Genomic DNA, 13,552 nt, shown 5'->3' with positions numbered 1-13,552 from the left:
ATGCCCGAAACCAGAATGCCCTACCCGGATCCTTCCTCTGCGGATCGGAACGGCCGTGTCGTCTACGTCGTCGACGACGACGAGTTCATTCGTGCCGCGCTGATCAGCCTGCTGCGATCGATCGACCTGGACGTTCGCGCATTTGCGTCGACTGAGGAATTTCTCGCGGCGCCGAAGGGCGCCGGACCGTCGTGCCTCGTGCTTGACGTGAGGCTGCGCGGGCAAAGCGGGATTGCGTTCCAGAAGTCGCTGGTCGAGAACGGCGGTCCGCAGATGCCGATCATCTTCATCACGGCGCACGGCGATATCGCGATGACGGTGAAAGCAATGAAAGCCGGTGCGATGGATTTCCTGACGAAGCCGTTCCACGACCAGGAAATGATCGACGCGGTGATCGCGGCGCTCGATCGCGACGCGAAACGGCTGGAGGCCGATCATTCGCTGCTCGATCTGCGCGCGTGTTGGGAATCGCTGACGCCGCGGGAATGCGAGGTGCTGCAACACGTCGCGGCGGGCTTGATGAACAAGCAGGTCGCGGGGAACATGGGCATTGCGGAGATCACGGCCAAGATCCACCGCGGTCAGGCGATGCGCAAGATGAAGTGCCGCTCGGTCGCGGAACTGGTGCGCAAGATGAGTACGCTCGGCATCGGGCCGCCCGCACACTAGCAGCGGCACCGTCATTGGGGGAAAGCCTACCCCATACGTAGATATGGTGACGGTGCGGCGGCGTGGCGGTATGCTGGCAACTTGGGTAGCCGTAGTCGGGACGGTCCGGTCCGTTCACTCGCCATAAGCAGGGATGCCTTTTTCACTCTCAGCCACCGATCTCGTATCGATTGTCGACGACGACCCGTTCGTGCGCGCCGCCGCGAGAAGCTTCGTGCGTTCGCTCGGCGGGGACGCGCACGAGTTTGCGTCGGGGCCGGCGTTCCTGGCGTCGGACGTGGCGTTGCGAACAGGCTGCCTGATCTGCGACATCCAGATGCCGGAGATGGATGGCCTTGAAGTGCTGGCCCGGATGGAAGCCCGCGGCCTGAACATTCCGACCATGTTCGTCACGGCATTCGCCACTGCGCGCGATCGCGAGCGCGTGCGGGCCAGCGCCGCGCTGTGCCTGCTCGAGAAGCCGATCGACGCGCAGGAGCTCGAGACGTGGCTCGCCCGCGCGCTCGGCTACGTCTGACCCGCCGCGGGTTGCGGCCACGGCAACCTAAACCTTCGTAGGGGGTGGATGGCCGCTCGTTTGATGGTGCGAGCCCCCATCTGCGTGTTTTCATCCTTCCTGTACCGTCCGCCGTGGCGGCGACAGGAGAACGAAGATGGCGAACCTCCCTACCTTATCGTGCGGAACCTTGTCCGAATTCCGCATCGCGCGTCGCATACGCAACGTCGCCCGCGCAGGGTTCCCGTATGTGCGTGAGTTCATCGTGTGGCCCGTCCGTCTTGTCCTCGCGGCTGGCGTGCTGCTCGTCGCGGAGCGCATGCATGACGCTCGTGCCATGCTGCCGAGCGCGTTGCCTCCCGTTGCCGGCGGTGGTCCGCTGCTTGCAAGCGCGGCCGGGATCCTGTTTGCGCTGGCAGCGGTGCTGTGGCTGCGTACGCGGAAGCTGGACGCGAGAATTCGGCAACTCGCCGCGGCAATCGAGAATCATGGCGTCGAGGCGCTGCCCGATGCACCGGTCGAACGCGGCGCGCCCTCGATCGCAAGGCTGACACGCGCGATCAACGATGCACATCGCCAGCACGCGGAACGCGTGACGGAATTGCTGCACGTGCTGGCCGCCTATGCGCATGATCTGCGCACGCCGTTGACGCGGATGATGCTGCGTAGCGGGATGCTGGAAGATGGCGCGTTGCGTGACGCGATGGAGCGCGATCTTGCCGAGATGGGGGAACTGGTCGAAGCGAGCCTTGCCTGCGCGCGACTTCAGTGCAGCGTGGCGGAGCCGCCGCGGCGCGTCGATGCGGACGAGTTACTCGGTGCGCTGGTCGGCAACTATCGCGACGCGGGCCTGACCGTCGGCCTCGACGGGCGGGTGGGCCATCCGCTGGTGACCTGCCCGCACGCGCTGCGCCGCGTGCTCGTCAATCTGATCGACAATGCGCTGCGATACGGCGGCGACGTCCGCCTGTGTGTCCGGGTCGATGCCAGACGCGTGATGCTCAGCGTGGTGGATTCGGGGCCCGGTATCGTGCCGGCGGAACTGGAGGCGGTGTTCGCGCCCTGGTATCGTGCGCCGCAGACAGCGGCGCGCGCGTCGGGATCGGGGTTGGGGCTGGCGATCGCGCGCCGTCTGACGCAGGCGATGCAAGGAGAATTGCAGTTGAACAATCGCAGTACCGGAGGCCTCGAAGCGAGAGTGACGTTACCGCTCGCCGTCGCATGACGGCATGGGGGCGATGTCATTGGCGAGCGTGACGACATTGCTAAAGCGATCGTCGAGGCGTACCGCCGGGATTGCAGCGAGAGCCAGCCTCGCTCTGCTCTCGAAAAGTCGCTACTAACTGAATTTGCTCATCAGCTTGCGCTTTCGAGGATGCCGCTGTTTTCCGGCCCGACGGCGGCCGAAAGGGCCTGCTTTTATCGATGCGCAACGTCGGTCGCGTCGATAAATCGGCGCGCCGTGGAATGACACGAACCGGACAGGTGTTATGAGCGAGGAGCACGTCATTGGGTTGACGCGCCGTCCCTGAACCAGACCTCTTCCAGATGAATTCCATAGACTCTCCTCAGATTCCGGTCGTATCGCATCGTCCGCTGGCAGGCAGTGATCACCGAACGCTGGTACTCGCCGCGCTAGGCGGGGCACTGGAGTTTTACGATTTTGTGATTTACGTGTTTTTTGCAGCCGTGATCGGTCAACTGTTCTTCCCGCAGTCGATTCCCGACTGGCTGCGCCAGATGCAGACGTTCGGTGTGTTTGCCGCAGGCTATCTCGCTCGGCCGCTCGGCGGCGTGATCATGGCGCACTTCGGCGATCTCGTCGGCCGCAAGCGCATGTTCACGATGAGCGTGATGCTGATGGCCTTGCCCACGCTGATGATGGGGCTGCTGCCCACCTATGAGTCCATTGGGGTTGCCGCACCCGTGCTGCTCCTGCTGTGCCGGGTGTTGCAAGGTGCGGCGGTGGGCGGCGAGGTGCCCGGGGCCTGGGTGTTCGTCTCCGAACACGTTCCGCCGCGTCATGTCGGCTATGCCTGCGGTCTGCTGACGGGCGGCCTGACGTTGGGCATCCTGCTCGGCTCGCTGATCGCGTCGGGGATCAACCATCACTATTCGCCTGCCGCAATCAGTGCCTATGCGTGGCGGATGCCGTTTGTCGTCGGTGGCCTGTTCGGGATCTTGTCCGCGTTTCTGCGACGCTGGCTCAATGAAACGCCCGTGTTCATCGAAATGAAGCAGAGCCGGTTGCTGGCCGGAGAAGTGCCGTTGAAAGCCGTGTTGCGCGATCACGGCCGGGCAGTGCTCGTATCGATGATCCTGACGTGGACGCTGACCGCGGCGATTGTCGTCGTGATCCTGATGACGCCGACGCTCGTGGCAAAGCGCTTTCATATCGCGCCCGCGCTCGCGCTACAGGCGAATTCGGCGGCGACGCTCTGCCTGACGATCGGATGCGTCGTCGCCGGTTCGGTGGCGGGGCGGATCGGTACCGGCCGCACGATCTTCTTCGGCTGCATGCTGCTCGGCGCATCGTATTTTCTGATGGCCACGCGACTCTCCGTGGATCCGTCGTCGCTGCTGCCGCTCTACGCGGTATCCGGTTTCTTCGTCGGTGCGGTTGCGGCGATTCCGGTTGCGATGGTCAACGCGTTTCCGCCTGTCGTGCGTTTTTCGGGCATCTCGTTCTCGTACAACGTCGCGTATGCCGTGTTCGGCGGTCTTACGCCGGTGTTCGTCTCGGTGATGCTGAAATCGAATCCGCAGGCGCCGGAAATTTACGTGGGCGCGTTGTGCATCGTTGGGGCGCTGGCAGGTCTTGCGTTGCGCCCCGCGCGCTAGGGACGCACATACGAAGGTATGCGGCGCATCATCGGAACGGTTCGTTCCTTTGCCGGCAGATTGCATGGATCATGATGCGACTGGCTCCCGACCTGTTCGCGGCGGGCCTGAATCGATGGGGATGATGGGGATGTGCTCATGCGGTTGGCCAGTCGAGCTCTGCGCGCGCGGCGACGCGTGACGCCACGCCGGCGCGTTGCTTCGGCGCCGACAGCTCGAATGGGCCGGAATTTTGAAAGAGGGGAGCCATGATGGCCTATCCACGCACGATGTCCCCGCGCGTCGCGTCGTTCGGGCTGCTCGGTGCGCTGCTGACTGCATGCGGATACGGCGCGACGTTTCTTCTGTCGATGCATTTTCGTTCGGCAGGAGGCAACGACGTCGATACGGGGGCCGCACTGGCCGAAGCGATGGTCGGCACGCTGATCGGCCTGCCGCTGGTCGCGTGGCTTGCACACGGGATCGGGGCCGCGCGCACGACGGCGCTGGCCGCGCTGATCGTCGGCGCGGGCGTCGTCGGCTTCGCCGTGATCGGGCGCACCGGCTCGCTGAGCGTCGTGCCCGGATTGCTGGTCGGCGTCGGTTGGGGTGGGTTCTACCTCGCGGCGCCGATGATGCTGGCGGAGCGGACTACCGATGCCGAGCGCGAGCGCTGGTTCCTGCGGTTCGGCTCGTTTCAGATGGCCGGCGTCGGAGGCGGTCCGGCGGTCGCGGCGCTCGCGATACGCAACTGGCACTGGACGACTGGCACGGTGTTCTGCACCGTCGGCGGCTTGTGCGCGATGGCGGCGTTGATGCTGGAGTGCTTCGGGCGCCTCTCGCCTGCGCCGCTCCCCGTCGTGCCGCCGATACGGGAACGGTGGCTACGCGAGATTCGTGCGATCGCCCGCACGCATGCGATCTACCCGATCGCAATCATCGCGCTCGGCTCGAGTGTCTTCTCGGGCCTGATGACGTTCCAGATGTCGATGGCACAGGAAACGGGCGTGAAGGCGGGCACGTTCTTCGGCCTCTATTCGGCAACGGTTGTCGTCACGCGCTGGCTGCTCGGTGCGATCGTGATTCAGATGCGTGTCAGCGCGACCACGCAGATCCTCCTCGGCTTCATGATACTGAGCGTCGCCGTGACGTTTGCCGTGCCGCACAACACGATGCTTCATTCGGTCAGCGCCGTGCTGCTCGGTACCGGGTATGGCCTCATCTATCCGATCGTTCAGGCGCAAGCCGTCAACAGTACCGATGCGCGGCACCGGCACGCGGTGCTGACGTGGTTCGTGGCGTCCTATTTCGTCGGCGTGTTCGGATTTCCCGCTGTCGGCGGGCTGGTGCTGGTCAGCATGGGCAAGACGACGCTGCTGCTGCTCATCGCCGCGTGCGGCCTGGCCGCGCTGCTGCTCTCGATCGTCGAGCACCGGAAGAGAGCCTCGCTCGTGGCCTTCTGAAGGCACGGGAACGTTTCGGACGCGCAAGGGTTCGGGCGATTCCGGCAACGGAAACGGTTCGGGTCGGGTTCCCGCGAGGCAACACGCCGGGTGATACGGAACGGAAATCGTCGCGGCGCGCGTGCTCGGAACCTTTCCGGGCCCGCTGCGATTTTCATTGCTTCAACGCGAGGATTGCACCGCTGCGGAGCGCACGGCCGCAATGAAGTCGTCCCTGGAATCCGCTTCGATGCGCGTCTGGATTTCCTTCGCGGCCACCACGCCATCGGCCATCGCTGTCACGCAGCACGGATGCATTCTCTGCGCGACCTCGCCGATCGCGAAGACGTTGGATATCGACGTTTCGGTCGTGCTGACGTCCGTCGAGACGAATCCCCTGGCATTGCGCACCAGATCGAAGCCATGCATGAAGTCGAGCATGCGAAAAAATCCTCACCTGACCTCGTCATCGGCGTGACGGTGCCGTCGCGGCTTCGTCGAGAATCGCCCTGACTTCGCCGAGCAGCCCGGGTATCGCGCCATAGCTCGTGTGCGTGAGCCGCAGAATGCCGTCGATCGTGCACACGCCGATGGCCTGGTCGTCGGCGAAGCCCGAAGTCACGACGGGGCCCCATAGCGCTTTGAGCGACAGGCCGTCGTAAGCGGCAGCAATGGGCTGATTACCCAGATTCGACAGCAGCACGTCGAAGGCCAGCACGGCCGACAGGAATCCGGCCGCGTGTTCGACGCTCGGCCGCGCGGACATCGCGGCATCGAGCGTTTTCAGTTCCGCTGCCACGCTCGCGCGCGTTTGAAAAGGTGCGAGATCCTGTTTGATCTTGCGAGCGACAGTCCATAAATCGGTACCGCGCGGGTAGTCGTCAATCGTGATGGTCTGCGTGATGTACACGCCGTTGGCGACGCCGACTTCATCGGCAAGATGGCGCACGTCGATCGGCGTGACGGTGCGCAACGCGCGCTCGGACCATTCGCTCGACAGACGCCGGCCCGCTTCGTGAACGGCGGCGGCAACGGCGCCGTGCACGGTGGTTTGCTCGACATGCGCGCGAGCAATGAGCTGGCGCGTGGATTCAGCCGAAAGCTCGACGGCGTCGACACGCGGCACGTCCGCGGCGTCCGGGCGAAACGGCTTGGGTGCGGGTGCAGGCAGGGCGTGCGGCAAGACGGCGGTCCGGTTCAGGTCGGCGTCGAGCACGGTCTCCAGCGGCGGTAACAACGGCAACGGTGCCAGCGACTCGCCCGAGAGCAATCGCAGCAGATCTTCGATCAGATATGCGCTGCCCATGCCGTCGACCGCGGAATGATGTGCAACCAGGATCAGCGTCGAGTTGCCGTCGCCTTGCAGCAAGGTCGCGCGCAACAGCGGCGCTGTCGACCAGTCGAAGCGCGTCGCGATTTCGCAGGCCGCTTCCGCGTGCCACGAAGTTTTGCTCTGCTCGATCACGCGCAAGGGCACCACGGCATCGGGTGCACGATGGAAGCCGGAATTCATTTGCGCGTCTGCGGCAATATAGGTCGACAACAGCGGATGCCTCTGCTGGAGCGCGCGAAAAGCCGCATGCCATGCTGGCGGCGGAAAACGGCGGTCGATCTCCGCGACCATGGCGAAATGCGTCGGCCGATTCTGATCGAGCAACCAGAACAGGTGTTCCGTACTGCCGAGTCCGCGGACGTGTGTCGGCGCGGTCGATTGATCGTTGCCGGTTTCCTGTTGCTGGTTCTGCATCGTCTCGCTCCTGCGGAAGGGGGTGTCTGCATCACAGAACACGCGAGAACGGATCGCTATTCCGCCATTTTCGGATTACCCGATATATCGGGCTGCTTTTTTGCGTCGTCGGGGCTGTAGGTCACGTAGAGCTTGGTATAGCCAGGCGTGTCGAAATGCCCCGTCCATCCCTTGGGAAGCGTGACGGCTTCGCCGGTCTTCACGACCATCACCGAACCGTCCGACGAGGTCAGCTTCACGCTGCCCGACAGAAAGTACAGGAACTCGTTGTACGGCAATCCTTGCGGCCCCTTGATTTCTTCATGCGAAGGCCCGGATCGATAGACGCCGGTCTGGTAAGCGGTGTCGGCCGACGTGAACGTCACGACGTCGGCGCTCCGCTCGCCACTTTCGTCTTTTTTCACGACATCGGCGCGAGCGAATATCGCACCGGCCAGGTCGGACTTCGACGCCTTGATCGGCTTGATTGTTTCAGCGCGCGCGGCGGCCGAGGTCATGACGCCGGCCAACATCAGCGTTCCGATTGCGTATCTGATCATCGGTCATCTCTCCTTGATTCTTCCCGTGGCAACGAGGCAATAGGGCGGGCTTGCCATTGCAGCGTCATTTCATTGACGCGCCATTCTGTCGGAAAAGCGATCTCCATTTTGGAGAGTCGTCGAAAACGGAACGGCGGATTTGTTTCTTAATGTGTACGAGACCGGAATAGATACATGGCATTGCAATAGCCCCGATCTCGAGACACATGCCGGATACGTGGCCTGGATTTAATTCACCTCAACGAACGGATTCGATCGCGGCACTCGGGCAGACATCGCAGGATGAAGCCGCCACCGAGTGCCCGGAGGGATTCGCGACATTTGAATTGCTCCAGGAGAACGACATGAAAGCAAAGACGATCGCCTTGGCTTTTGCGGCTTGTGCCGCAGTTGCAACCGCTGCTTCTGCTTACGCAAGCAGCCCCGCCGACACGAGCGCCAACGACCATGGCGCACAGCAAGCGCGCCAGTGGGCGTCGGTCGACCCGTCGCCGAAGGCAAGGACGCGTGCCGAAGTGCGCGAGGAACTGGTGCGAGCGGAGAAAGACGGCCAGCTCGCGGCGCTCGACAAGCTCTATCGGGGCGGCTGATTTCCGGCTGCCGACGCAACGCCGATTTCAAGCATCGTCATTCACCCACCGCTGTCACCAACTCAGTTCAATACGATACCGATCATGAGCCAAGAAACGAAAGTCCTTTACACCGGCAAGACCCGCACCACCGGCGGTCGCGATGGCGCCGCCCACAGCTCGGACGGGCGCCTGGACGTCAAGCTGTCCGGCCCCGGTTCGGCCGCGCCCGGCACGAATCCCGAGCAGTTGCTGGCCGCAGGCTGGTCGGCATGCTTCATCGGCGCGATGGGCCTGGCCGCGCAACGGCTGAAGATTGCGCTGCCGCGCGACACGCATGTCGATGCGGAGATCGATCTGGCCATGAACGACGGTGCGTACTTCCTGCAGGCGCGACTAAACGTCAGCGTGCCGGGCGTCGACGCCGCCGTCGCGCATGCGCTGGTCGACGCGGCACACCAGACCTGCCCGTATTCGAAGGCCACGCGCAACAACATCGACGTCGTCGTCGCCGTCGTTTGACTCGCCTGCTGCCGGGCCCGCGCACGACGCCGTTTGCGTGATCGGCACGCCCGGCGTGGTGCGCGCTTCCGGCAGGCACTCCCGCGTGTCGCGTATCGATCGCGACTCGCGGCCTTCTTCTCGCGCCTGGATATCCATCATGTCATCCACACCGTTTTCTCCTCGTCGACGTCACGTGCTTGCCGCTTCCGTCGCTGTCGGCGCCATGGGGCTGATTCCCGGATCGGTGTTCGCCGCAACCGGCAGCACGGCAATTCGTCCGTTCAAGGCCAGCGTGCCCGAGGCCGCCCTCGTCGATTTGCGGCGCCGCATCGCGGCGACACGCTGGCCCGGCAAGGAGACCGTCAACGATGAATCGCAAGGCGTGCGGCTCGCGAGAATGCAGGCGCTCGTCCAGTATTGGGGTTCCGACTACGACTGGCGCAAAGGCGAGGCAAAGCTGAACGCGCTGCCGATGTACATGACCGAGATTGACGGCCTCGACATCCAGTTCATTCACGTGCGTTCCCGCCACAAGAACGCGCTGCCGTTGATCATGACGCACGGATGGCCAGGTTCGATCTTCGAGCTGATCAAGGTCATCGGTCCGCTGACCGATCCGACCGCGTACGGCGCCAGTGCGGACGACGCGTTCGACATCGTGATTCCGTCGCTGCCTGGCTTCGGCTTCTCCGGGCAGCCGAAAACGACCGGCTGGGGCTCGGATCACATCGCCCGCGCATGGGGTGAACTGATGGCCCGACTCGGCTACTCGCGCTTCGTATCGCAAGGCGGAGATTGCGGTTCGGTGATTTCGCACCGCATGGCGATGCAGAAGGTGAAGGGGCTGATCGGCATCCATGTCAACATGCCGGCCACCGTACCGCCGGACATCGCGACCTTGCTCGCACTCGGCGAACCCGCACCGGGCAGGCTGTCGCCGAAGGAAAAGACCGCATACGATTCGCTCAACGTCTTCTACAAGGACAATTGCGGCTATTCCGCGATGATGGTGACGCGTCCGCAAACCGTGGGTTATGCGTTGGCGGATTCGCCCGCCGGCCAGGCCGCGTGGATGTACGACAAGATCTCGCAATGGACCTATAGCGGCGGCGTGCCGGAACGTTCGCTCACCCGCGACGAAATCCTCGACGATATCTCCCTCTACTGGCTGACGAACAGCGCGACGTCCGCCGCGCAGATCTACTGGGAAGATCATTCCAACAATTTCAACGCGGTGGACATTTCGATGCCGGCCGCCGTGACGATCTTCCCCGGCGAGATCTATCAGGCGCCGCGCAGCTGGACGGAGCGGGCTTACCACAACCTCATCTACTTCAACGAGGTCGACAAGGGCGGTCATTTCGCCGCGTGGGAAGAACCGCAACTGCTCGCAAGCGAAGTACGCGCCGCATTCCGGACGCTGCGCTGAACAAGCAGGTTTCGACGGCGATCGCCTGACGCGGTCGCCGTCGCGTTCCGATGCCGATGCAACGCGAGCACTGTCACGCCAGGAATAGTCATGTCCGAATCCACCGATACCCGCAAGGCAGCCGCGGCCATCGCGCTGTTGATACTCTCGATTGCGTTGCGCCCGCCCATCGTGTCGATCGGGCCGGTGCTCGAATCGATCCGGCAGAGCTTCGGCCTGAGCTACACGCAGGCGTCCCTGCTGACCGCGATTCCCGACGTCTGCATGGGCGTCTTCGCGCTCGCCGCGCCGGGCGTCGCGCGCAGACTGGGCACGGACAACGCGGTCGTCGCCGCGCTGGCCCTGCTGTGCGTCGCGATGGTCGCCCGCGCGTTGGCCGGCTCTGCCGGCGTGCTGCTTCTGTGCACCGTCTTTACCGGGATCGGCATCGCGATTTCGGGTTCGCTGATCGGCGGCTGGGTGAAGAAGCACTTTGCGCGCGACGCGACGTTCTTCATGGGTATCTACAGCGCGGGGCTCAGCGTCGGCGCGACGGTCGCGGCGAGCGCGTCGGGTTATATCGCGCTGAGTTTTGGCGGCTGGCGCGTGGCCGTCGCGTTGTGGAGCGTGCTTTGCATCACCGCGATCCTGAGCTGGCGCGGGCTGGCCCGGCGTTTTCACGAGGCGAAGGCCGCCGAGGCGCAACCTCGGCAGGCTGCGCAAGCGCCGGCGGCAGTCGGCCTTCCGTGGGGCAACATCCAGGCGTGGCGGGTCGCGGCTTACTTCGGCGCGAGCCAGTTCATCGTGTACGCATGCTTTGCGTGGCTCGCATCGTCGAGTGCCGAGCTGCGTATCGAGACGCTGTCGCCCGGTCTTGTATTGGGCCTCTTTACCTGCGTGTTCGCGCTCGGCAGCTTCGGAATGGGCATGAAGGCCGGCCGCTCCACCGACCGGCGCGGCTGGCTCGGCCTCGCGTCGGCCATCACGGCGGTGGGCATCGGCGGACTGGCGTTTGCGCCGACCACCTATCCGGTGTCGTGCATCGTGCTGATCGCGATCGGACAAGGCATGTGCTTCACGCTCGCGATGACCTTGCCGCTCGACCACACCCATTCGCCCGCCGAGACCAACGCGTGGAGCGTATTCATGCTCTTCATCGGCTATCTGGTTGCCGCATTGGGTCCGCTCACCTTCGGGTATCTCCGCGACCGGACGGAGGGTTATTTCGCGTCCTATTTCATGCTGTTTCTGGTTGCCGCGGGTATTACGCTGATGGTGCCGCTGCTTCGTCCCACGCCGGCGCCGAAAGACGGGGCTATTCCTGCCGTTTCCGAATCGCCTTGATTTCACGGAGGCTTCGGCGGAATTCGATATATGGAGGGCGACAGCGGTGACGCGAGCCCAGCACCGCGCCGTCGGAATAAAGCCGGCATTCAAGTGTTCCGGTTCGGCAATCTGCAAGCGGCGATGCTCGCGCACTTCGGCGTCAATCTGGTGTAGCTCAGCGTTGCCGACCTGTCCATCCATCGCTCGCGTCTGAGCGAACGCGTTCCCCGGCCGCAACGAGCCGGGATCGGGCCATTCGGTCAACACACGACGGCGATGGAATATCTTCGCCGACCAACTGTTTACCAGGAGGGGTATCGCCCGCTCAATTTCGCCAAAACCCATGGATACATGTCAGGTACTGCAGTTTCTCAACGTCGGCTTGGTCGCACCGCGGGAGGATCGACGTAGATGACCGCAGCCGAATTGTCCGCCATGCTTCCTTCGATGCTCCCGCGTCTGTGGGCATTCGCGCTACGGATCTCGGGTGATCGCCACGACGCTGAAGATCTCGTGCAGTGCGCGTGCCTTCGCGCGCTCGAGCGCGCGCATCAATTGCGACCGGACACCGCGCCGCTGAGCTGGATGTTCTCGATCGTCCAGTCCACCTGGCTCAACGAACTCCGCGCACGCAGCGTGCGCAGGCGCTCGGGCATGGAGTGGGACGACGACTTCCTCGAAACCGTCTCCGATCCCGCTGCACCGACGCTGGAGCAACAGGCCCTGGATGGACAGATTGTCAGGGCAGTGCAGCAGTTGCCCGAAGCCCAGCGGGTGGTCATGCTGCTGGTCGGCGTGGAGGGGCTCAGCTATAGCGAAGCGGCCGACGTGCTCGGCGTACCCATCGGTACGATCATGAGCCGGCTTTCGCGAGCTCGCCAGGCGATCGGTTCCCTGTTCATCGATCGAAAAGAACGACGTGTGAAAAGCGCAGCGAATAGAGAGGATCAGGGGGCATGAAAATGAACGACATCCTGCTCATGGCATACGTGGATGGAGAGCTCACGTCGCACCAGCGCGAGGAAGTCGAGAGGGCGATTGGAACGTCGGCCGATATCGCCACACGCATTGCATGGCTCGAAGCATCGGTGTTGCCGTATCGGCGTGCATTCGAGCAGCAGGAATGGCCGTCGGTTCCGCAGAGCCTGGTGCGCAAGGTCGCCGAAATCGCGCAGGCGGACGCCGCGCCTTCGGATAATTCCGCGGTTGGCGTCAGTCATCCGATGGATGCGCCTGTTTCGCAACGCGATGTACGCGAAGCGCCCGCCGTGCCGATACGCTCGCGCGTTCGCATGATGGTGCCGTGGCTCGCCATGGCCTTCATCGCGGGCGCGTTCTTCTGCGGCGCCATACTGCGCTTCGCGCCGGGCGCGGCTCACGGTGACTTCGCACCGAAGGGCGCACCGGTGGTTGCGCAGACGCAGGCGTCCCCCTGGGTTATGGCCGCTGTGAATTATCTGCGACTCTATACGCGCGACACCGTTGCTTTCGATTCGTCGAATCTCGCTGTCGCGGCGCATACGGTGGAAAACATTCGCCGTGACGACGGGCTGCCGATACGGATTCCGGATCTGCGCTCGACGGGGCTGACGTTCAAGCGCATACAGCGCCTGCACTTCAACGACAAACCGTTGGTGCAGATCGTCTATCTGCCGGGAAATGGCATGCCAGTGGCGCTGTGCGCGATGAAGGACGACAAGCCCGACACGGCGCTCGCCCGACAACAGGTCGGCGGCATGGACGTCGTGACATGGCGGCGTGCCAGGATCACTTATGCGCTGATCGCCCGACCCGGCGACACCGACCTCGGCGCAATCGGCAAGCAGATATCCGAAAACGGCGTGGGAGAAATGCTCGGTCAGTTGCCGCATGTCGACCAGGCGATCGCGAGTTGAAGGAGATCTCGAGGTCTGCAGCGCATTTCGGTTGCACGGCGCGCATTTCCACGCCAGTTTCACGTTGAGTTAGCGGCGGCATTGCCGTCGAGCGGCGATGCGGCATGGACGCCGCTGGCGACGGCGCAGGCTTGCCG

At 63.8% G+C, this 13,552-nt stretch carries 14 protein-coding genes and 1 pseudogene; 12 read left to right on the top strand and 3 right to left on the bottom strand.

Features of this window, described 5'->3' with window-relative positions:
- The 5 genes from FPJ27_RS03660 (at position 1) to FPJ27_RS03640 (ending at position 5,448) form a co-directional block, all read left to right on the top strand.
- Entirely contained in the window at positions 1-669 is a 669-nt protein-coding gene (locus FPJ27_RS03660; RefSeq protein WP_204420872.1) for a response regulator, read from the top strand.
- 133 nt (positions 670-802) lie between these two features.
- On the top strand, positions 803-1,186 hold the full coding sequence (locus FPJ27_RS03655; protein WP_072437703.1) for a response regulator: 384 nt from the start codon (positions 803-805) through the stop codon (positions 1,184-1,186).
- A gap of 136 nt (positions 1,187-1,322) precedes the next feature.
- Positions 1,323-2,390 carry an ATP-binding protein gene (locus tag FPJ27_RS03650; protein WP_072437704.1) on the top strand — a complete coding sequence of 356 codons (1,068 nt, stop codon included), beginning with the start codon at positions 1,323-1,325 and terminating at the stop codon, positions 2,388-2,390.
- A 323-nt stretch (positions 2,391-2,713) separates the two neighbouring features.
- Complete coding sequence (locus FPJ27_RS03645) at positions 2,714-4,006, top strand: MFS transporter (protein ID WP_072437705.1); 1,293 nt, start codon at positions 2,714-2,716, stop codon at positions 4,004-4,006.
- Between the two features lie 248 nt (positions 4,007-4,254).
- Positions 4,255-5,448, top strand: coding sequence for an MFS transporter (locus FPJ27_RS03640; RefSeq protein ID WP_083534029.1), 1,194 nt, complete (start codon positions 4,255-4,257; stop codon positions 5,446-5,448).
- A gap of 162 nt (positions 5,449-5,610) precedes the next feature.
- On the opposite strand, the pseudogene FPJ27_RS03635 reads toward FPJ27_RS03640, so the two are convergent.
- The 3 genes and pseudogenes from FPJ27_RS03635 to FPJ27_RS03625 form a co-directional block, all read right to left on the bottom strand.
- A pseudogene (locus FPJ27_RS03635) lies at positions 5,611-5,841 on the bottom strand (hypothetical protein); the annotation flags it as partial.
- 52 nt (positions 5,842-5,893) lie between these two features.
- A complete protein-coding gene (locus tag FPJ27_RS03630; RefSeq protein ID WP_204420871.1) occupies positions 5,894-7,174 on the bottom strand; it encodes a condensation domain-containing protein in 1,281 nt (426 codons plus the stop codon).
- A gap of 56 nt (positions 7,175-7,230) precedes the next feature.
- Positions 7,231-7,713, bottom strand: coding sequence for a cupin domain-containing protein (locus tag FPJ27_RS03625; RefSeq protein ID WP_204420870.1), 483 nt, complete (start codon positions 7,711-7,713; stop codon positions 7,231-7,233).
- A 344-nt stretch (positions 7,714-8,057) separates the two neighbouring features.
- On the opposite strand from FPJ27_RS03625, the gene FPJ27_RS03620 reads away from it, so the two are divergent.
- The 7 genes from FPJ27_RS03620 (at position 8,058) to FPJ27_RS03595 (ending at position 13,415) form a co-directional block, all read left to right on the top strand.
- A complete protein-coding gene (locus tag FPJ27_RS03620; protein ID WP_072437976.1) occupies positions 8,058-8,303 on the top strand; it encodes a DUF4148 domain-containing protein in 246 nt (81 codons plus the stop codon).
- 84 nt (positions 8,304-8,387) lie between these two features.
- Positions 8,388-8,804: an organic hydroperoxide resistance protein gene (locus FPJ27_RS03615; RefSeq protein WP_072437709.1), complete on the top strand. Its 417-nt coding sequence runs from the start codon at positions 8,388-8,390 to the stop codon at positions 8,802-8,804.
- Between the two features lie 139 nt (positions 8,805-8,943).
- Positions 8,944-10,215 carry an epoxide hydrolase family protein gene (locus FPJ27_RS03610; RefSeq protein ID WP_072437710.1) on the top strand — a complete coding sequence of 424 codons (1,272 nt, stop codon included), beginning with the start codon at positions 8,944-8,946 and terminating at the stop codon, positions 10,213-10,215.
- 90 nt (positions 10,216-10,305) lie between these two features.
- Positions 10,306-11,538, top strand: coding sequence for an MFS transporter (locus FPJ27_RS03605; RefSeq protein WP_072437711.1), 1,233 nt, complete (start codon positions 10,306-10,308; stop codon positions 11,536-11,538).
- Positions 11,539-11,568: 30 nt separating this feature from the next.
- Positions 11,569-11,694: a hypothetical protein gene (locus tag FPJ27_RS36770; protein ID WP_275557378.1), complete on the top strand. Its 126-nt coding sequence runs from the start codon at positions 11,569-11,571 to the stop codon at positions 11,692-11,694.
- Positions 11,695-11,931: 237 nt separating this feature from the next.
- Positions 11,932-12,480 carry an RNA polymerase sigma factor gene (locus tag FPJ27_RS03600; protein ID WP_204420869.1) on the top strand — a complete coding sequence of 183 codons (549 nt, stop codon included), beginning with the start codon at positions 11,932-11,934 and terminating at the stop codon, positions 12,478-12,480.
- Complete coding sequence (locus tag FPJ27_RS03595) at positions 12,477-13,415, top strand: anti-sigma factor (protein ID WP_204420868.1); 939 nt, start codon at positions 12,477-12,479, stop codon at positions 13,413-13,415. The genes FPJ27_RS03600 and FPJ27_RS03595 overlap by 4 nt, the downstream gene beginning before the upstream one ends.
- Positions 13,416-13,552 lie beyond the last annotated feature (137 nt).

The organism is Burkholderia sp. MS455 (assembly GCF_016899445.1).
In the GTDB taxonomy this organism is placed as follows: domain Bacteria; phylum Pseudomonadota; class Gammaproteobacteria; order Burkholderiales; family Burkholderiaceae; genus Burkholderia; species Burkholderia pyrrocinia_C.
Note: the sequence above shows the minus strand (reverse complement) of the source record. Positions and strands in the feature narration are given on the sequence as shown.